We start from the raw sequence: 19618 nt of genomic DNA on the forward strand, positions 1-19618 counted from the left end.
ATGGAGGCGCCGGCGGTGCTTGCAAGATCAGGCGGCTGCCTTGACCCGCTTTTCCGGCTTGGGCAACTGCACCAGCCGCGTGCCGGCAATGCGGTCATGCAGGAACTGGCGGTCGCGGTCGAGCAGTGCCGTCAGGGACCACAGGACGATGCCGGCAGCCAGCGTGCCGATGGCCTGCCAGCGCTGCAGGTCGAATGCCAGGCAGACGGCGGCCGCGGGCAGCACCCACATCCAGCACAGCAGGTAGCGCAGCGTGGCGACGCGCGGCGGCAGTGGCGCGCCGTCCGGCATCTGCACGCGGATGCGCCAGGTCTGCATGGCCAGGGTCTGGCCCTTGCGGGTCCACTGGTGGATGAAATAGGCGCCCAGAACGAGGAACGCCAGCGCCTGGCGCATGTGCTCGACGGCCGGCGCATGGCTGGCCTTGACGATCATCTCGAACACGAGGAACGGCAGGAACAGCACGGCAAAGCCCAGCAGCAGTTCGTACACCATCGAGACGAGGCGACGGCGGATGGCCGGCGTGCCGACTGGCGCGGCCGCGTCATTTGCCGGCATTGGCGGGGGCGTTCTGCGCTGCCGGCGGCGGGGCCGGCGGAGTGACGATGGCGGACGGCGTCACGGCGCCTTCCAGCGGATAGACGATCTCCGGCTGCGCGGGCGCCGGCGTGGGTGCGGCGGGCGGCATCGGCGACGGCATCGGCGCGGGCGCGGGCTGCGCCACGACCGGCGGCGGCACGGGCGACGGCAGTACGCTAGGGTGCTGCTTGATCGGCGCGGGCGTCTTGACGAGAATCTGTTTCGGGGTCGGCGGCTTGGCGGCCTGCGGCTTCTTGCCGGCGGCCGCATCGGCCAGCTTGCGCTTTTCCTCTTCCGGCAGCAGCAGGTACTGCTCCCACTGCGCGGCCTTCTTGCCGCCCATGATTTTCTGCGCGCGCGCGTAGTTTTCGCGCACGGCCTTGCGTTCTTCCGGCGTCAGTTCCACCCATTCGCGCATGCGCGCGTGTACGCGTTGCTGCTCGGCCGGCTTCATGGACGCGAATCGCCCCGCGATCTCCAGCCATTTCTGCTTGCGCACGGGGCCCAGGTCTTCCCAGCCCTTCTTCAGCGGTTCCAACGCGCGCTGCTGGGCTGGCGTCAGGTCCTGCCAGCGCATCTCTGCTGCATCGGTCGTCAACAGGGGAATGGAAGACGCGGACGCGGCGGTGCCCGCGGGCGCACCCGAAGGTTGCCCCCACAATGCCACCCAGGCACCAATGGCAACGACGAGCGCCAGCGCGGCGGCACCGCCCAGCACCCATGTGCGACCGCGAACTCGCGCCATCCTTATTGCTCGCGGGTCTCGAGGTAGGCGTTGAAGCCGTGGTCCAGGTAGGCCGACAGGGGCAGCTCGTCCGACAGCACGGCCGCATCCAGCTCGGCCAGTTCCTGGATCGACTGCTGGTGTTCGTACTGGTAGACGCCGACCATGCCGCCGACGATCAGCAGCAGGGGCAGCACGACGCTGAAGCGGCTCAGCCAGGCGATCGGGTCGGCGAACATGCCGGTGCCGCCGCCGCTCGTGGCCGTGGCCAGTCGCGTCACGCGCACTTCCACGTGTGCCTTCTTGCGTGACAGCGCGGCCTGGCGCGCAGCGGCCAGGCGGTCGGTGGTGGCGGACGGCAGGTCGTCCAGCTTCTCGTTCAGGGCGTGCCGGACGCGGTAAGCGAAATTGATGTCTTCGGTGTTCATAATTTGATTCCCTTGGCTTTGAGCGATGCTGCGAGGGTGTGAGTCGCCCGTGAGCAATGGGTTTTCACGCTCCCTTCGGAACATCCCATGGCCGCCGCCGTCTCTGCCACATCCATATCCTGCCAGTAACGCATAAGGAATGCTTCCCGTTGACGCGCGGGGAGCTTTTGTACTTCGTCTTCAATGACTTGGAGGACTTGCATGCGCTCGACCTGGTCAGCGCTGGACTCGGCCGCCTGACTGCCGTGTTCCGCTTCGTAGGACTCGAGTATATCAAAATCTTCATGTTCCTCCTGGGAATTACCAAGCCCGGAAAACAGGCTGACCCAGGTATTGCGCACCTTTTCGCGGCGGAAGAAATCGAGGATCGTATTCTGCAGGATACGCTGGAACAGCATCGGCAGTTCGGCGGCCGGCTTGTCGCCGTATTTCTCCGCGAGCTTGATCATCGCGTCCTGCACGATGTCCAGGGCCACTTCATCCCTGCGTACTGCATACACCGCCTGCTTGAACGCACGCCGCTCGACGCTTTCGAGAAAGTCGGAGAGTTCTTTGTCTGTTGCCATTGAGGTGGTGCTGCCCGTTGTCGCCGTAGAGGTCTTAAACCTGCGCATCCTAGCAAAAAAGCCGTGTTTCCGCAGGTTTTTGACGCATTTAGCACAGCCTTTGCACCGAAATACGGCCCCGGGAGGGGCGCTCAAGCGAAAAACGCGATTGTTCTTGACCAAAATGGTGCGACGCAGTACCGTATGTAACGCTTTGCACACCACGAAGCTCCCTGGTCCCTCGTTATCGGCACACAACGCCCTGGCGACCGACCCGCTTTCTCTTTGTCAGCAGTTTGCTCTAACCCGTGCCACAAGCGCGAGAGGTCAGCCGAACCGTTGCAGAAACTCAAGCCAAACGAGTTGCGTTACAGCGACCGTCTTGCACCTCACTACGGTTGGGGGAAAAGGCGGCGTGACCGCAGAAAGAAGGGGCGCTTGATGTCACTGCAATGCACCGCTTACTTCGCCAGGCTCGAGCATCCGTTCAATCTCCTATGGACCTTGAAAGGAATGTTTCATGAATACCGAAGCAGCAATCACAGGCGCCGAGATCCTCGTGCGTTGCCTGGCTGAAGAGGGCGTCGAGCACGTCTTCGGCTATCCGGGCGGTGCCGTCCTCTATATCTACGACGCCATCTTCAAGCAGGACAAATTCCAGCACATCCTCGTCCGGCACGAACAGGCCGCGGTCCACGCCGCCGACGCCTATTCGCGCAGCTCGCAGAAAGTCGGCGTCGCCATCGTCACGTCCGGCCCCGGTGTCACCAATGCCGTCACCGGCCTGTCGACCGCCTACATGGATTCCGTGCCGATGGTCGTCATTTCCGGCCAGGTGCCCAGCCACGCGATTGGCCAGGACGCCTTCCAGGAATGCGACACCGTCGGCATCACCCGCCCCGTCGTCAAGCACAACTTCCTCGTGAAGGATGTCAAGGACCTGGCGGAAACCGTCAAGAAAGCCTTCTACATCGCCCGCACCGGCCGTCCCGGTCCCGTGCTGGTCGATATCCCGAAGGACATCTCGATGCACAAGCACGTGTACTCGTATCCGAAGGATATCGAGATGCGTTCCTACCGCCCCGTCGACAAGGGCCACTCGGGCCAGATCCGCAAGGCGGTGCAGCTGCTGCTGGCGGCCGAGCGGCCGATGATCTACACGGGCGGCGGCGTCATCCTCGCCAACGCATCGAATGAACTGAACAAGCTGGTGGAACGGCTCGGCTTCCCCGTCACGAACACGCTGATGGGCCTGGGCGGCTCGAAGGCGTCGAGCGACCAGTTCGTCGGCATGCCCGGCATGCACGGCACCTACGAAGCCAATATGGCGATGCAGCACTGCGACGTGCTGATCGCGATCGGCGCCCGCTTCGACGACCGCGTGATCGGCAACCCGAAGCACTTCGCCTCCAACCCGCGCAAGATCATCCACGTGGACATCGATCCATCGTCGATCTCGAAGCGCGTCAAGGTCGACATTCCCATCGTCGGCAACGTCAAGGACGTGCTGGTGGAATTCCTCGCCCAGCTGGACGCGGCCGAGCACCGCCCCAACGCGGCGCACCTGTCGAAATGGTGGGGCCAGATCAGCGAATGGCGCGGCCGCGAATGCCTGAAGTACACCAACTCCGACGTCGTCATCAAGCCGCAGTCGGTGGTCGAGAAGGTCTACCAGATCACCAACGGCGACGCGTTCATCACGTCCGACGTGGGCCAGCACCAGATGTGGGCCGCGCAGTACTACCGCTTCGACAAGCCGCGCCGCTGGATCAATTCCGGTGGCCTGGGCACGATGGGCGTGGGCCTGCCGTACGCGATGGGCGTGCAGATGGCGAACCCCGATGCGACGGTGGCGTGCATCACGGGCGAAGGCTCGATCCAGATGTGCATCCAGGAGCTGGCCACGTGCAAGCAGTACCACCTGACGCCGAAGATCATCCTGCTCAACAACCGTTTCCTGGGCATGGTGCGCCAGTGGCAGCAGCTCGACTACGGTTCGCGCTACTCCGAGTCCTACATGGATTCGCTGCCGGACTTCGAGAAGCTGGCCGAGGCCTACGGCCACGTCGGCATGCGCATCGAAAAACCGGGCGACGTCGACGGCGCGCTGAAGGAAGCCTTCGGCATGAAGGACCGCCTCGTGTTCATGAACTTCATTACCGACCAGAGCGAGAACGTTTGGCCGATGGTGCAGGCCGGCAAAGGCCTCTCCGAAATGCTGCTTGGCTCGGAGGACCTCTGATATGCGACACATCATCTCCGTATTGCTGGAAAACGAAGCGGGCGCGCTGTCGCGCGTCGTGGGCCTGTTCTCCGCCCGCGGCTACAACATCGAAACGCTGACGGTGGCGCCCACCGAGGATTCGACCCTGTCGCGCATGACGATCGTCACCAGCGGCTCGGACGACATCATCGAGCAAATCACCAAGCACCTGAACCGCCTGATCGAAGTGGTGAAGGTGGTGGACCTGACGGAAGGCCAGCACATCGAGCGCGAGCTCATGCTGATCAAGGTGCGGGCGGTCGGCAAGGAGCGCGAGGAAATGAAGCGCACCGCCGACATCTTCCGCGGCCGCATCATCGACGTGACGGAAAAGACGTACACGATTGAATTGACCGGCGCGAAGACGAAACTCGATGCGTTCATCGACGCGATCGACCGGGCGTCGATCCTGGAAACCGTCCGCACGGGCGGTTCGGGCATCGGCCGGGGCGAGCGGATCCTCAAGATCTGAGCTTCCGTTAAAAACAATTTATACGATTCACACAAAATACTTAGGAACGACCATGAAAGTTTTCTACGACAAAGACGCTGACCTCTCCCTCATCAAAGGCAAGAACGTTGCCATCATCGGCTACGGCTCGCAGGGTCACGCGCACGCGCAGAACCTGTCCGAATCCGGTGTCAACGTCACCGTCGGCCTGCGCAAGGGCGGCGCTTCGTGGAGCAAGGTGGAGCAGGCCGGCCTGAAGGTCGCGGAAGTGGACGAGGCAGTGAAAGCCGCCGACGTCATCATGATCCTGCTGCCGGACGAGAACATCGCCCAGGTCTACAACGAGAACGTGGCGCCGAACGCCAAAGAAGGCGCCGTGCTGGCCTTCGCCCACGGCTTCAACGTCCACTACGGCCAGGTCGTGCCGCGCGAAGACCTGGACGTCATCATGGTCGCACCGAAGGCCCCGGGTCACACCGTGCGCAACACGTACAAGCAGGGTGGCGGCGTGCCGCACCTGATCGCCGTGCACCAGGACAAATCGGGCATCGCCCGCGACATCGCGCTGTCGTACGCTTCGGCCAACGGCGGCGGCAAGGCCGGCATCATCGAGACCAACTTCCGCGAAGAGACGGAAACCGACCTGTTCGGCGAACAGGCCGTGCTGTGCGGCGGTACCGTCGAACTGATCAAGGCCGGCTTCGAGACGCTGGTGGAAGCGGGCTACGCGCCGGAGATGGCGTACTTCGAGTGCCTGCACGAACTGAAGCTGATCGTCGACCTGATCTACGAAGGCGGCATCGCCAACATGAACTACTCGATCTCGAACAACGCCGAATACGGCGAGTACGTGACGGGTCCGAAGGTCGTCACGTCGGCCACCAAGGAAGCGATGCGCCAGTGCCTGAAGGACATCCAGACGGGCGAATACGCCAAGTCCTTCATCCTGGAAAACAAGGCCGGCGCCCCGACGCTGATCTCGCGCCGCCGCCTGACGGCCGAGCACCAGATCGAGGAAGTGGGCGCGAAGCTGCGCGCGATGATGCCGTGGATCGCCAAGAACAAGATGGTCGACAAGTCGAAGAACTGATCGCAGAACTGATCACCCTTGCATCACGAAACGGCCCTGCGGGGCCGTTTTTTTGTTCTACGCCCGAGCCCGTGTCCCACCGCGGGGTCAGTCACCAAATGGGACACGCTCTCAGCCGTTGTGGGGCGCGGGGCCGGTGCGCTCCAACGCGCCCAGCAGCGTGTCGATATAGGTGCGGCTGGCGCGCAGCGCCGTGCCGTCGCGCAGGCGAATGACGGCGTCGCGGTTGCCCAGCGTGCGCAGTTCGCTGACCAGGTCCAGCTGCACGATGGCGGAGCGGTGCACGCGCAGGAAACGGGCCGGGTCGAGCAGCGTGACGAGCCGGTTCAGCGGCTCGCGCACCAGGTACTCCCGCTCGCCCACGTGCAGGGTGGCATAGTCGCCGCTGGCCTCGATCCACGCCACGTCCTCCACCGGCACGAACAACAGCCGGCTGCCGTAGCGCACCGTGAAGCGGGCCAGCCACGGTACCGGCGCGGCCTGCGCGGTAGCGGCTTGACGGCGCACGGCCAGCGCCTGGCGGGCCCGTTCCAGCGCTTCAGCGAAGCGGTCCTCGTCCACGGGTTTGAGCAGATAGTCGACGACGTTCAGCGCAAAGGCCTGCACAGCGAACTGCTCGTGCGCGGTCAGCAGGATCGTGACGGGACGCCCGGCGGCGGGCAACGACGCCAGCAGGGCCATGCCGTCCAGCGCCGGCATCTCGATGTCGAGGAACAGCAGGTCCGGCGGGCGTGCCACGATCGCGGCCAGCGCGCTGGCGCCGTCGCCATGTTCACCGATCACCTCGACGTCCGGCACGGCGCGCAGCCGCGCCAGCACGCCACCGCGCGCCAGCGGCTCGTCGTCCACCACCAGTACCCGCATCATGCCGCGCGTACCCATGCCGTACCGGCCGTCGCATCGCGCCGCAGCGGCAGCTCGATGTCGACCGTGAAGATGCCGTCGGCGCCGCGCCGGGCAACGAAACGGTGGCGTTCCCCGTACAGGCGGGACAGGCGTTGCGCCACGTTGCGCATGCCGACCCGGCGCGAGTCCCCGGCCGCCTCGGCCGCGCCGGTTTCGTTGGTCAGGACCACGTGCAGCACGTCCTCGCGCGCGGCGATCCGCAACGCGATGGTGCTACCCTGGGCGCACGGGGCGATGCCGTGGCGGACGGCGTTCTCCACCAGCGGTTGCAGCAGCAGGCAGGGTACCTGCGCATCCAGGATGCCGGGGCCGACGTCCAGCACGATGCGCAAGCGTTCGCCCAGCCGCGCCTTCTCGATTTCCAGGTAGCTGTCGGTCAGCGCCAGTTCGTCCGCCAGCGCGTGTTCGTGCGCCTGGCCCGTCGCCAGGGTCGCACGCAGCAGGTCGGCCAACTGCACGATCATGCGGTTGGCATCGCGGTCGCGCCCCGTCGTGACCAGCGTGGAGACGGCGTTCAATGTATTGAACAGGAAGTGCGGCTGCAGCTGGTAGCGCAGCGCGCGCAGTTCGGCATCGCGCTGCGCCAGCAGGGCCTCGGCGGCGCGCGTGCGTTCGGCGGCCAGTGCGGCGTGATAGGCGACGACGGCGTGCGTCGCACAGAACGCGATCAGCGGCAGCCAGCAGCTGTCCAGGCCCGCCAGGATGTCGTTCCATTGATAGTGGTCGCGCCGGCGCAGGTGGATCGACAAGGTTTGCCCCAGCACGCTGTTCAGCACCGACATCAGGTAGGTGGCCGCCAGCATCGCCGGCGCCACCGCCCAGGCGGGCCAGCCGCGCCGCCACAGGTGGCGCTGCAGCGCGGCGGTAGGCGCCAGCCAGGCCACGAAAGTGCAGAAGTACAGCGTGCGATAGCTCAGCGAGTGGCCGTGGCCGATGTCGGGCAATCCCAGGATCGCAATGCAGAGCGAGATCGGCAGCCCGGCCAGCAGCGGCACGCGGAAGGGCAGGGCGGCAAGGCGGGCCGGGTCGAAGCGGGCCGGGTCGGATCGGGAGCGCATCGGCCGATTGTAGCCCGGTCAGCCCAGCGAGAACACCATCGAACTGATTTTCCAGCCTTGCTCCGTCTTCACCAGGTGCCAGGACTCGCTGCCGCGGTTGGTCACCTTGTCGTCCTCGACGAAGTCGAAATCGAAGTAGACGGTACCGATGCTGCCGTTGCTGAACACACGCACGTTGTAGAAGCGCTCCTCCACCTTCGACTTGGTCGTGCCGATGAAGCGCGCGAAGTCGCGGTAGCTGGACGGGCGCACGCGCGGCCGGTCGCTGCGCACCCGCGCTTCGCTGGCGACGACCAGCCAGCTGTTGTCGGTGGGGAGGAACAGCGCTTCCAGGCCGGCCTGGTCCTTCGCCACGATCGCGGCCTGGAAGGCCTGGACGACGGCGTTGATTTCGGCAACGGCAGGCGCGCTGTCCTGCGCCCGGGCGGGGTGCAGGCAGAGCAGAGTCGAGCAGAGTGCGAGGGCGATCAGGCGGCGCATGGGGAAGCTCCAGATGGTTGGCGATATGGCAATATAGCGGGCGTCGGGCGCCGTGCGCGTGCCGATGCGGCGAACCGGTGAACCGGCACGGCAAACCGGTGCCGCGCGTTTGTCCATGACAATTGCGCAACGTTTCCATCCCTCCGGTAAAATGTCCCGCTGGCCCATCCGTGGGGGAGGCCGAATGCCCGAGAGCCCATGCGTATCCGAACCCGTCTGTTGCTGCTGATCCTGTCCATCCTGTTGCCGGCCTTTGCCATCGCGTCGGTGGCGGTCTGGTACGTCTACAACGAGCAGCGTGCCGCCGAGGTGGCTGGCATGCAGGAGGCCGCGCGGGCGCTGGCCTTGCTGGCGGACCGCGACCTGCAGGCGCGCGAAGCCGTGCTGGCCACCTTGGCCAGTTCACCGGCGATGCAGCGGGGCGACCTGCGCGCCGTCTACGAGCACGCCCGCCAACTGGCGCCCGGACCCGACATGACGATCGTCGTCCATGACCTGGCGGGCCGCCAGCTGTTCAATACGCGCCAGTCCTTGGGCAGCCCGCCGGCGGTCGGACGCTCCAACCTGATGGCGCTGCGCCAGGCGGCCGGGCCGCACGGCGTCGTCGTCTCCGACCTGTTCTATGCCCCGGTCGGCAAGCGCTACGACGTGGCGCTGCAGATCCCCGTCACCGTCGAGGGGCAACTGCGCTATTACCTGTCGATGGGACTGGCCGTCGAGCGCATCATGCCGCTGCTGGGGCAGCATGGCGTACCGGAGAACTGGGTGATATCGCTGCTGGACCGGCGCGGCACGGTGATCGCGCGCACCAGCGACCCGGCCCGCTACGTCGGCCGCAGCGTCAGTGCCGGCTTGCGGGCGCGCATCGCCGCCAGCCCCGCCGGCATGCACAAGGGCGTGCGCCTGGACGGCACGCCCACCTTTGCCTTCTTCAGCCGGGCGCCCATGTCCGGCTGGACGGTGGTCATGAGCGTGCCGGCCGCCGAGATGCGTCGCCCCGCGGTGGCGGCGGCAGCGGGCCTGGGCCTGCTGGTGGCGATCGTGTTGGCGCTGGCCATCGTGGCCGCGCGCATTTACGCGCGCGGCACCGCCGCGCCGATCGAACGGTTGCGCCAGGCCGCCGAGCGCCTGGGCCGCGACGAGCCGGTCGTGCCGTTCGCCTCCGGCCTGGCGGAGGCCGATGCCGTCAGCGCGGCGCTGGCCGACGCCAGTACGCTTATCGCCGGCAGCAAGGCCCACCTGGAGCAGCGCGTGGCGGAAGCGGTGGCGCAGGCCGAACGCGCCCAGCGCGCATTGCTGCACGGGCAGAAGCTGGAAGCGCTGGGCCGGCTGACGGCGGGCATCGCACACGACTTCAACAATATCTTGCAGACGCTGTCCGGCGCATTGCAACTGATCCCGCTGACCGACGATCGCGCCAGGGTGCAGGCGCTGGCGGCCACGTGCCAGAAGGCGATCGCGCGGGCGACGACGCTGACGGGCCAGATGCGCGCGTTCGGCACGGTGCAGGACGCCCGGCTGGAAACGATCCAGCCCGACAGCGTGGTGGAGAACACGCTGCCGATGCTGCGCAGCGCCTTGCCCGGCACCGTACGGCTCGAACTCGACATCGCCGCCGGCCTGTGGCCCGTGACCGTCGATCCGCTGCAGCTGGAGCTGGCGTTGCTCAACCTCGTCATCAATGCGCGCGACGCGATGCCGGACGGCGGCCGGCTGTACCTGGGCATGCACAACGAGCAACTGGCCGATACGGTGCAGGGCCTTGCGCCCGGGCCATACGTGCGCATCGAGCTGCGCGACAACGGCACCGGCATGACGCCGGCCACGCTGGCGCGCGCGCTGGAACCGTTCTTCACAACGAAACCGGTGGACAAGGGCACGGGCCTGGGGCTGCCGCAGGCGTACGCCTTTGCGGCACAGTCGGGCGGCCTGCTGACCCTGCAGAGCGCGACTGGCGACGGCACGACGGTAACGATCCGCCTGCCGCGCACCGCCGTCGCGGATGCGCCGGCGCAAGGCGTGCCTGCGTCGGGGGCGTGAGCGGACCGATCCTGTTCGTCGACGACGACCCGCTGGTGCGGGCCACGATGGTGGAGGCACTGGCGGTGGCCGGCTTCGACGTCACGGCGGCCGCCAGCGGCGACGAGGCGCTGGCCAGGCTGGAGGCAGGTTGTCCGGTGCGGCACGTGGTGTCGGACATCGTCATGCCCGGCACGCTCGATGGCGTCGGGCTGGCGAAGGTGGTGGCCGAGCGTTATCCGGACGTGCGGGTGGTGCTTGCCACGGGGCACAGCGAGCGCCGCGTCAGCCTGCCCGGCGTGCGGCTGCTGGCCAAGCCTTATGACCTGGCGCAGTTGTTTGCGGCATTCGAGTAGTGATCCTCGAGCCTTGGCCCATGAGGGCAGGGTAGTGAGCAATTCTCGCGTGCCACGACGGCTTTTTCACCCAACGGCAAAGAGCTGGGGTCAGACCCGCCGGGTCTGACCCCGGCCGTTCGCCGTAGGGGTTGCTTATGGGTTTTAACTTAGCGGCATTAGAGCCTGACCACGGTCCTGCTAGCGTCGCGTCAGCGCCTCGGTGAGTACCCGCCCCTCGGCCCCGGCCGGCTTGCGCACGCCCAGGATCGCGGCCAGCGTGGGCGCGATGTCGACGACTTCCGTATAGCCCGCATACGTGCCCGGTACGATCCACCGTTTGCCCATCAGCAGCAGCGGCACGCTGGTGTCGTAGGCATATGGCGTGCCGTGCGTGGCGCCGCTGCTGCCGGCGCCGAACGCCCAGTAGGCGCGCGGTACGATCACCAGGTCGCCGGACTCGTGCCGGTGCCAGGCGCGGCGCAGCAGCAGGTCGATGCGCGTGCCGGTGGCGCCGGCTTGCTCGAAGCGGCTGCGGGTATACACCTCGGCGATGCCGGTCTGGGCCACCAGCCAGCGGCTGGCCGCCTGTTCGACGGCGGCGCGCTGCAGGCCGGCCTTGGCCAGCGCTTCCTCGTCCAGGTAGACGTTCGGCAGCGATACCTTCAGGGTGACCTTGTCGGCGCCGAAGGTGGCGTCCAGGTGGCGCTGCAGGCCTGCGACCAGCGGCTTGCCGTCGATGCGTCCGGCGTCGACGTGCTGGCGCTGCGAGAACTCCGCGCTGTTGGCGAAGCCATGGTCGGCCGTCAGCACCACCAGGTAGTTGTCGCTGCCGACACGCTTGTCCAGGTAAGTGAAGAAGCCGGCCAGCATGCGGTCCAGGCGCTGCAGGTGGTCATGCGACATGCGGCTTTCCGGGCCGTGCGCATGGTTGACGTAGTCGTGCGCCGACAGGCTCACGCCCAGCAGGTCCGGCACCCCGGCCGGGTTGGCACCCAGGTTCTCGCCCTCGATGGCGGCGCGGGCGAATTCCAGGGTCAGCTCGTCGACGAACGGGCCTTCCTTCAGGCGCTTGTAGTAGGAAGCGTCGGGCGCGCCCCCTTCGCTGTAGTACGAGATCGAGAACGGCGTGTCGCCCGCATCCATGCTGTAGGCCGCGTCGGCCAGCATCGGCCGCCAGGTCTTGCCGTAGTAGCGATCCTGCGGCTTGGCGGCCTGGTAGCGCTGCACCCAGGCCGGGTGTTGCTGCATGTAGTAGGTGCTGCTGGCGAAGTTGCCGCTGTCTTCCATGTACATGTAGGCCGTGCCACCCTTGCCGGCCAGGAGGATGGCACCGCGGTCTTTGCCGGAAACGGCGAGGACCTTGGCCCGGTTGCCGGTGGCGTAGCGCAGCTGGTCGCCCAGCGTGTCGACGCGCAGCTTCGCGGGCGACGTGCCGTCGGACGGTTCGGTGGCCTCGCCCAGGTACTGGTGGCGGCGGTCCTCGGTGCAGTAGACCGACTTGCCGCTGGCGCGGTCGATCCAGTTGTTGCCGACGATGCCGTGCTGGTACGGGTACGCACCCGTCAGGATCGCCGCATGTCCCACCGCCGTGACGGTGGTGCCGTGCGCCTGGTGGGCATCGGCGAACATGGCGCCCTGCGTCAGCAGGCGCCTGAAGCCGCCCTCGCCGAACTGGCCGCGGTAGCGCAGCAGCTGCTCCTGCGGCAGGCCGTCCACGGCCATGACGACGACCAGCTTCGGCTGGGCCGATGCGGGTGCCGGGGCGGCCGCGGCGTGCAGGGAAAGGAGGGTGGCGCAGGTGGCCACGGCGAGCGGGAAGGATGTACGCATGCGGTCTCGGATGTGTTTCAGGCTGTAATGGTTGAGTCAGGGCCGCCATGATGCAGCGGGCGGATGTCAGTATGATGACACGGCTGTTACAAAGACTCACCATCTGCTTTCTTTGGCTGTAGCCATTTCGGTTACAGTGCGCTCATCGGAAGCTATTGATAAGGAGAATCTCGATGACCGTACTGAAATCCCTGCTGGCCGCCGCGTTCGTGCTGGGCAGCGTGCACGCGCATGCGCAGACCGCCCCGACCGCCGGCACCACCGTCGTCATTCCCGCCACCGGCGAGGTGACGGCACCGAACGACCAGGCCATCGCCACGCTGGCGATCGAGGAGCAGGACAAGGACAAGGCCGCGGCCGCGTCGCGCGTCAACACGAAGATGAAGCAGGGCCTGGAGATCCTCAGGGCGCAGGATCCGCAGGCCAGCCTGAAGACGATGGGCTACTACACCTATCCCGTGTACCCGGAAGACCGCCCCGTGCAGCCGCTGGCGCCGCACAAGCCGCGCCTGCCGACCGCCTGGCGCGTGGGCCAGTATGTCGAGGTGAAGACCACCAACCTGGCCGGCCTGCCGAAGACGGTGGCGGCGGCGCAGAAAGTACTGACCTTGAACGCGATCAACTTCGGCCTGACACCCGCCGCGCTGCGCAGGCTGGACGACCAGCGCATCGCGGCCACCTACAAGGCGCTGAACGAACGCATCGCGTCGGTGGCGAAGGCCATGGGCCGTCCCGTCACGGATGCGATCCTCGACACGGTCGACTTCGAAGGCTCGGGAAATTATGCGGGCGGCCGCGAGAGCGCGCCGGCGCCGATGGCGATGCGGGCGATGGCGATGAAGGACAGTGCCGAGGTGGCGGAACCCAGCTTCGAGCCGGGCGAAACGACGCTGGACATGCGCCTGGTCGGCAAGGTACGGTTCAAGTAACGCCACCGGCATCCGTGGCACGCGACGATTTGCGTAACGCTCCACTATAATAGGGCGCACCCGGGGCGGCCGGCAGCGCACAGCGCGGCGGCCCTGGCAGAACAATAACGCAGCAGTAAGCCGCACCTACCACGGATTCGTATGGCAAAATTTCCCCGTCGCCGGACCAAACCCGGCGCTGGCCCCAAGGCGCCGCGCAGGACACCGTTCAGCAGATTCGCCCGCAAGGCAGGCGACAACCGGCCGCGCTCGCGCGGCATCTACCTGCTGCCGAACGCATTCACCACGGGCGCGCTGTTCTGCGGCTTCTATGCCATCGTGATGGCGATGAACCAGCGCTTCGAGCATGCGGCATGGGCGATTTTCGTCGCGATGCTGCTGGACGGCCTGGATGGCCGCGTGGCGCGCCTGACCAATACCCAGAGCGAATTCGGGGCCCAGTACGACAGCCTGTCGGACATGGTGTCGTTCGGCGCCGCCCCGGCGCTCGTGATCTACGAATGGTCGCTGCGCGGCCTGGGCAAGCTGGGCTGGATCGCCGCGTTCGTCTACTGCGCCGGCGCCGCGCTGCGCCTGGCCCGCTTCAACACCAATATCGAAGTGGTCGACAAGCGCTACTTCCAGGGCCTGCCGAGCCCCTCGGCCGCCGCGCTGATCGCCGGCTTCGTGTTGATGATGGTGGACCTGGAGGTCAAGGGCATCTACCTGTCGTGGGTGTCGTGGGCGATCGCGCTGTTCGCCGGCCTGACGATGGTGACGAACGTGCCGTTCTATAGCTTCAAGGACGTCAACTTCAGGAAATCCGTGCCGTTCATCGCCGTGTTCCTGATCGCGCTGTTCTTCGCGCTGATCTCGATCGACCCGCCCAAGGTGCTGTTCCCGATCTTCGTGCTGTACGGCCTGTCCGGCTACCTCGTGCTGTGCGTGCGGCTGGCGAAAGGCAAGCCGGTCTCGATCGTGCAGGTGGACGACGAACCGCTGGACGAGAGCGAACGGCGCTAATCCCGCGACGGCGGGCATTTTCAGGAGCTTTTCTCATGACAAATACCCGCGAACGCCTGATCATCTTCGACACGACCCTGCGCGACGGCGAACAGTCGCCGGGCGCGTCGATGACGAAGGAAGAAAAGATCCGCATCGCCAAGCAGCTGGAGCGGCTGCGCGTGGACGTCATCGAGGCGGGCTTCGCGGCCGCCTCGCCGGGCGACTTCGAGGCCATCCGCGCCATCGCCGGCACGGTGCGCGAGTCCACCGTCTGCTCGCTGTCGCGCGCCAACGACCGCGACATCGCCCGCGCCGCCGAGGCCCTGGCGCCCGCCGCGCGCAAGCGCATCCACACCTTCATCGCCACGTCGCCGCTGCACATGCAGATGAAGCTGCGCATGGCGCCGGAGCAGGTGCTGGAGCAAGCCCGCCAGGCCGTGCGTTTCGCGCGCCAGCATACCGACGACATCGAATTCTCACCGGAGGACGGCAGCCGCTCGGAAGAGGACTTCCTGTGCCGCGTGCTGGAAACCGTGATCGCCGAAGGGGCGACGACGATCAATTTCCCCGACACGGTGGGCTACGCGGTACCGGAGCTGTTTGGCGAGACCATCCGCCGCCTGCGCGAGCGCATCCCCAATTCCGACAAGGCCATCTGGTCCGTGCACTGCCACAACGACCTGGGACTGGCGGTGGCCAATTCTCTTGCCGGCGTGATGATCGGCGGCGCGCGCCAGGTCGAGTGCACGATCAACGGACTGGGCGAGCGGGCCGGCAACACGGCGCTGGAGGAAGTGGTGATGGCGCTGCGCACGCGCGCCGGCTACTTCAACCTGGAATGCGGCATCGACACGACGCAGATCGTGCCGGCGTCGAAGATGGTGTCGCAGATCACGGGCTTCCCCGTGCAGCCGAACAAGGCGGTGGTGGGCGCCAACGCATTCGCGCACGCGTCGGGCATCCACCAGGACGGCATCCTGAAAGCGCGCGAGACGTACGAGATCATGCGCGCCGAGGACGTGGGCTGGACGGCCAACAAGATCGTGCTGGGCAAGCTGTCCGGCCGCAATGCGTTCAAGGCGCGGCTGCAGGAGCTGGGCATCGAGCTCGATTCGGAGGCGGACGTCAACGCGGCCTTTGCCCGCTTCAAGGAGCTGGCCGACCGCAAGGCCGAGATCTTCGACGAAGACATCATGGCGCTGGTCTCCGCCGAGGAGCGCGAGGAGGGCGAGCATTACCGCTTCGTCTCGCTGGCACAGCGCAGCGAGACGGGCGAGCTGCCCCATGCGCGCATGGTGTTTTCCGTGGACGGGCAGGAGTTCGCCTGCGAAGGTACGGGCGACGGCCCGGTCGACGCCATCGTCAACGCCATCGAAAGCCAGGCGCAGAGCGGCGCGGAGCTGGTGCTGTTCTCGATCAACGCGATCAGCACGGGCACGCAGTCGCAGGGCGAGGTGACGATGCGGCTGGCGCAGGCCGGGCGGATCGTCAACGGCGTCGGCTCGGACCCGGACATCGTCGTGGCCTCGGCCAAGGCCTATCTCGCCGGGTTGAACAAGCTGCATTCGAAGGAGCGGGTCAATCCGCAGACGGAGCGTAGTTAGCGCCAGAGGAATGGGGTCTGTCCCTGCAGGGGACTGACCCCGAAGTTCACCGGCGTTTCGTCGGCACAAATAAGCTTCGGGGTCAGTCCCCCTTCGGGGACAGACCCCAGGCTCAATCCCGCTTCTCCCGCAACATATCCGGCCCGCCCATCATCTCCCGCACCACCCCGTCCGGCGAGAAATGCACGTGCATCATCGCATCCCACACGCCCGACTGCTTGTAGCGGTAGCTCCATACTTCCAGGTTGCGGCGCGGCAGGCCCATCGTCTCGGCCGGGTGGCCGAACGTGCGCAGGATCGTGTCCTTCGTGTCCACGCCCAGCTTGACGGTGGCGAACTTGGCGTCCGTCAGCACCTGCTCGTAACTGATGAGCCGGCCATCCGCGCCGTAGCGGGCCATCCACGTGTACTGGCCGAAGTAGCCGGCACCGTACTCGTCGACGGTCTCCGGTCCGACCTGGAAGCGGGCGCTGGGGCGGCCCAGTTTCGCCTGGACGGCCGCCATCGGTTCGCCCGGCTGCGGCGGCGGGCCGAAGGCGGCGCAGCCGGCCAACAGGGCGCCGCAGGTGAGGGAAGCGATTGCTGCACGCATTGTCACTCCTGCAAAAGTTGGAATTATTGTAGCGGGAAGGCGGGTCAGGCCGCGCATTTTGCCCGCGTTTTCAGTTATACTCCCCGGTCTGGCCTGTCAGGTCAGTATTTTATTTAACGTAAGTCACGATGTGCAGGGTGGCGAGGTGCCGCAAGGGGCCGCGCAATACTCCGTGCATCGCATGTGAAAGGTTCATCATGACTGTAGAAAACATCAACAAGGCCGCGATCATCGCGGACAACGCACGTGGTCAGGACGACACGGGTTCGCCGGAAGTCCAGGTTGCGCTGCTGACCGCACGCATCAACGAACTGAACTCCCACTTCAAGGCCCACACCAAGGATCACCACTCCCGTCGTGGTCTGATCATGATGGTCAACCGTCGTAAGAGCCTGCTGTCTTACCTGAAGGGCAAGGACGCCAACCGTTACCGCGATCTGATCGCCAAGCTCGGTCTGCGTAAGTAATTTTTGCCGTACCCGGTTTAAGCCAGGATGCCTGCGCCAGTTCGCTGACGCGGGCATTTTGTCATTCTGGATTGTTGTTTTGTTGCAAATGGGAAGCAAAATAAGCTTTCCGCGAGAATAAGTGGAGCAAAAGGCCGGTCGCTGTAGCGGGCGGCCTGTGGTGAGGTGAACGACAGCCCCTGAAAATCTGTCGGCAAATAGAAAGGGATTACCCATGTTTAACAAAGTTACGAAAACCTTCCAGTACGGCCAACACACCGTGACCCTGGAAACCGGCGAGATCGCTCGCCAGGCATCCGGCGCGGTACTGGTGTCGATGGACGACACCGTCGTACTGGCAACCGTCGTGGCACGCAAGGACGCCAAGCCGGGCCAGGATTTCTTCCCGCTGACCGTGGACTACATCGAGAAGACCTACGCCGCAGGCAAGATCCCAGGCGGCTTCTTCAAGCGCGAAGGCCGTCCGTCGGAGAAGGAGACGCTGACGTCCCGCCTGATCGACCGTCCGATCCGCCCGCTGTTCCCGGAAGGTTACATGAACGAGGTGCAGGTCATCATCCACGTTCTGTCGGTAAACCCTGAGATCGACCCTGACATCGCTTCGATGATCGGTGCCTCCGCCGCCCTGTGCGTGGCCGGCGTGCCGTTCAACGGCCCGATCGGTGCAGCCCGCGTGGGTTACGCCAACGGCCAGTACATCCTGAACCCGACCACGACCCAGCTGAAGACGTCCGAGATGGACCTGGTCGTCGCCGGTACCGAAACGGCCGTGCTGATGGTCGAATCCGAAGCCAAGCAGCTGTCCGAGGAAATCATGCTGGGCGGCGTCGTCTACGGCCACGAGCAGATGCGCGCCGTGATCGACGCGATCCACGCCCTGGTCGAAGAAGGCGGCAAGCCTGAAATCGAATGGACCCCGCCGGCCAAGAACGAAGCGCTGATCGCCAAGGTCGCGCAGTTCGCCGAAGCGAAGATCAACGAAGCGTACCAGACCAAGAACAAGCAGGCCCGCCAGCAGGCGCTGCGCTCGATGCAGTCCGAAGTGATCGCCGACCTGGCCGCGCAAGCCGCCGCCGAAGGCGTCGATGCACCGGATGGCGTCGAAGTGGGCAACATCCTGTTCGACATGGAAGCCAAGGTCGTGCGTTCGCAGATCCTGAACGGCGAGCCGCGCATTGACGGCCGCGACACCCGCACCGTGCGTCCGATCGCGATCCGCACGTCCGTGCTGCCGCGTACCCACGGTTCCGCGCTGTTCACCCGCGGCGAGACGCAGGCGCTGGTCGTGGCGACGCTGGGCACGGCCCGCGATTCGCAGAAGATCGACGCGCTGATGGGCGAATACACCGACGACTTCATGCTGCACTACAACATGCCACCGTTCGCCACCGGCGAAACGGGCCGCGTCGGCACGCCGAAGCGTCGCGAAGTGGGCCACGGCCGCCTGGCCAAGCGCGCGCTGGTCGCCGCCCTGCCATCGCCGGAAGAGTTCAGCTACTCCGTGCGCCTGGTGTCCGAGATCACCGAATCGAACGGTTCGTCGTCGATGGCCTCCGTCTGCGGCGGCTGCCTGGCGCTGATGGACGCGGGCGTGCCGATGAAGGCGCACGTCGCCGGCATCGCCATGGGCCTGATCAAGGAAGGCGGCAAGTTCGCCGTGCTGTCCGACATCCTGGGTGACGAAGACCACCTGGGCGACATGGACTTCAAGGTCGCCGGCACCGCCAACGGCATCACGGCGCTGCAGATGGACATCAAGATCCAGGGCATCACCAAGGAAATCATGCAGGTCGCACTGGCGCAGGCCAAAGAAGGCCGCCAGCACATCCTGGGCGAAATGCAGAAGGCCATGCCGCACGTGAAGACGGAACTGTCCGACTTCGCACCGCGCCTGATCACCATCAAGATCAACCCGGAAAAAATCCGTGACGTGATCGGCAAGGGCGGCGCCGTCATCCGCGCGCTGACCGAGGAAACGGGCACGCAGATCGACATCAGCGACGAAGGCGTGGTCACCATCGCTTCCGTCGATGCCGCCGCCGGCCAGGAAGCCAAGCGTCGCATCGAAGAGCTGACGGCATCGGTCGAAGTGGGCAAGACCTACGACGGCACCGTGCTGAAACTGCTGGACTTCGGCGCCATCGTGCAAGTCATGCCAGGCAAGGACGGCCTGCTGCACATCTCGCAGATCGCCAACGAGCGCGTCAACGCCGTGGCCGACTACCTGAAAGAAGGCCAGCAAGTGCGTGTCAAGGTCCTGGAAACGGACGACCGCGGCCGCCTGAAGCTGTCGATGAAGGCAGCGGACGAAGCCGCGCCGGCAGCGTAACG

Annotated in this window: 19 protein-coding genes; 10 read left to right on the forward strand and 9 right to left on the reverse strand. The window is 66.0% G+C overall.

From position 1 onward, the window contains the following. Positions 1-27: 27 nt before the first annotated feature. Genes PX653_RS02055 through PX653_RS02070 form a run of 4 tightly spaced genes read right to left on the reverse strand, consistent with a single transcriptional unit; the run spans position 28 to position 2297 of the window. Complete coding sequence (locus PX653_RS02055; protein ID WP_277416292.1) at positions 28-558, reverse strand: RDD family protein; 531 nt, start codon at positions 556-558, stop codon at positions 28-30. After that, positions 545-1324, reverse strand: a complete 780-nt coding sequence (locus PX653_RS02060; RefSeq protein WP_277416293.1) for a DUF3106 domain-containing protein — start codon at positions 1322-1324, stop codon at positions 545-547. Before PX653_RS02060 ends, PX653_RS02055 begins: the two co-directional genes overlap by 14 nt. A 2-nt stretch (positions 1325-1326) precedes the next feature. Then, positions 1327-1731: a DUF3619 family protein gene (locus tag PX653_RS02065; RefSeq protein ID WP_277416294.1), complete on the reverse strand. Its 405-nt coding sequence runs from the start codon at positions 1729-1731 to the stop codon at positions 1327-1329. After that, positions 1728-2297 (reverse strand): RNA polymerase sigma factor, encoded by a 570-nt coding sequence (locus PX653_RS02070; RefSeq protein WP_112940526.1) that lies wholly within the window; start codon positions 2295-2297, stop codon positions 1728-1730. Before PX653_RS02070 ends, PX653_RS02065 begins: the two co-directional genes overlap by 4 nt. A 499-nt stretch (positions 2298-2796) precedes the next feature. Between PX653_RS02070 and PX653_RS02075 the strand changes: the two genes are divergently transcribed. The 3 genes from PX653_RS02075 to ilvC are packed head-to-tail and all read left to right on the forward strand — an operon-like array spanning position 2797 to position 6080. Further along, entirely contained in the window at positions 2797-4518 is a 1722-nt protein-coding gene (locus PX653_RS02075; protein ID WP_277416295.1) for an acetolactate synthase 3 catalytic subunit, read from the forward strand. A gap of 1 nt (position 4519) precedes the next feature. Beyond that, the gene (gene ilvN / locus PX653_RS02080; protein WP_277416296.1) at positions 4520-5011 is read left to right on the forward strand and encodes an acetolactate synthase small subunit; all 492 of its coding nucleotides are present in this window, start codon (positions 4520-4522) and stop codon (positions 5009-5011) included. Between the two features lie 52 nt (positions 5012-5063). Then, a complete protein-coding gene (ilvC, locus tag PX653_RS02085; protein ID WP_277416297.1) occupies positions 5064-6080 on the forward strand; it encodes a ketol-acid reductoisomerase in 1017 nt (338 codons plus the stop codon). Positions 6081-6191: 111 nt separating this feature from the next. Here the strand turns inward: ilvC and PX653_RS02090 are convergent, their stop codons facing one another. Genes PX653_RS02090 through PX653_RS02100 form a run of 3 tightly spaced genes read right to left on the reverse strand, consistent with a single transcriptional unit; the run spans position 6192 to position 8641 of the window. Beyond that, the gene (locus PX653_RS02090) at positions 6192-6962 is read right to left on the reverse strand and encodes a LytR/AlgR family response regulator transcription factor (protein ID WP_277416298.1); all 771 of its coding nucleotides are present in this window, start codon (positions 6960-6962) and stop codon (positions 6192-6194) included. Beyond that, positions 6944-8044, reverse strand: coding sequence for a sensor histidine kinase (locus PX653_RS02095; RefSeq protein ID WP_277416299.1), 1101 nt, complete (start codon positions 8042-8044; stop codon positions 6944-6946). Before PX653_RS02095 ends, PX653_RS02090 begins: the two co-directional genes overlap by 19 nt. An 18-nt stretch (positions 8045-8062) precedes the next feature. After that, the gene (locus PX653_RS02100; protein ID WP_277416300.1) at positions 8063-8641 is read right to left on the reverse strand and encodes a nuclear transport factor 2 family protein; all 579 of its coding nucleotides are present in this window, start codon (positions 8639-8641) and stop codon (positions 8063-8065) included. Between the two features lie 81 nt (positions 8642-8722). On the opposite strand from PX653_RS02100, the gene PX653_RS02105 reads away from it, so the two are divergent. Both PX653_RS02105 and PX653_RS02110 read left to right on the forward strand, forming a co-directional pair. Further along, complete coding sequence (locus PX653_RS02105) at positions 8723-10564, forward strand: ATP-binding protein (RefSeq protein ID WP_277416301.1); 1842 nt, start codon at positions 8723-8725, stop codon at positions 10562-10564. Next, entirely contained in the window at positions 10561-10899 is a 339-nt protein-coding gene (locus PX653_RS02110; protein WP_277416302.1) for a response regulator, read from the forward strand. The genes PX653_RS02105 and PX653_RS02110 overlap by 4 nt, the downstream gene beginning before the upstream one ends. Before the next feature lie 180 nt (positions 10900-11079). On the opposite strand, the gene PX653_RS02115 is transcribed toward PX653_RS02110, so the two are convergent. Continuing rightward, the gene (locus PX653_RS02115; protein ID WP_277416303.1) at positions 11080-12711 is read right to left on the reverse strand and encodes an alkaline phosphatase family protein; all 1632 of its coding nucleotides are present in this window, start codon (positions 12709-12711) and stop codon (positions 11080-11082) included. A 173-nt stretch (positions 12712-12884) separates the two neighbouring features. Between PX653_RS02115 and PX653_RS02120 the strand changes: the two genes are divergently transcribed. The 3 genes from PX653_RS02120 to PX653_RS02130 all read left to right on the forward strand — a co-directional run bounded on the left by PX653_RS02120 (position 12885) and on the right by PX653_RS02130 (position 16228). Next, a complete protein-coding gene (locus PX653_RS02120) occupies positions 12885-13640 on the forward strand; it encodes an SIMPL domain-containing protein (RefSeq protein ID WP_277416304.1) in 756 nt (251 codons plus the stop codon). Positions 13641-13781: 141 nt separating this feature from the next. After that, positions 13782-14642 (forward strand): CDP-diacylglycerol--serine O-phosphatidyltransferase, encoded by an 861-nt coding sequence (gene pssA / locus PX653_RS02125; protein ID WP_277416305.1) that lies wholly within the window; start codon positions 13782-13784, stop codon positions 14640-14642. A gap of 35 nt (positions 14643-14677) precedes the next feature. Beyond that, positions 14678-16228: a 2-isopropylmalate synthase gene (locus PX653_RS02130; protein ID WP_277416306.1), complete on the forward strand. Its 1551-nt coding sequence runs from the start codon at positions 14678-14680 to the stop codon at positions 16226-16228. A gap of 112 nt (positions 16229-16340) precedes the next feature. Here PX653_RS02130 and PX653_RS02135 read toward each other — a convergent pair whose 3' ends face one another. Then, entirely contained in the window at positions 16341-16820 is a 480-nt protein-coding gene (locus PX653_RS02135; RefSeq protein WP_277416307.1) for a hypothetical protein, read from the reverse strand. Positions 16821-17017: 197 nt separating this feature from the next. Between PX653_RS02135 and rpsO the strand changes: the two genes are divergently transcribed. After that, positions 17018-17287 carry a 30S ribosomal protein S15 gene (gene rpsO, locus PX653_RS02140; RefSeq protein ID WP_277416308.1) on the forward strand — a complete coding sequence of 90 codons (270 nt, stop codon included), beginning with the start codon at positions 17018-17020 and terminating at the stop codon, positions 17285-17287. Between the two features lie 214 nt (positions 17288-17501). Then, the gene (gene pnp / locus PX653_RS02145) at positions 17502-19616 is read left to right on the forward strand and encodes a polyribonucleotide nucleotidyltransferase (protein WP_277416309.1); all 2115 of its coding nucleotides are present in this window, start codon (positions 17502-17504) and stop codon (positions 19614-19616) included. The last annotated feature ends 2 nt before the right edge of the window (positions 19617-19618 follow it).

Origin of the sequence: Pseudoduganella chitinolytica, assembly GCF_029028125.1 — a bacterium.
GTDB lineage: Bacteria > Pseudomonadota > Gammaproteobacteria > Burkholderiales > Burkholderiaceae_D > Rugamonas > Rugamonas chitinolytica.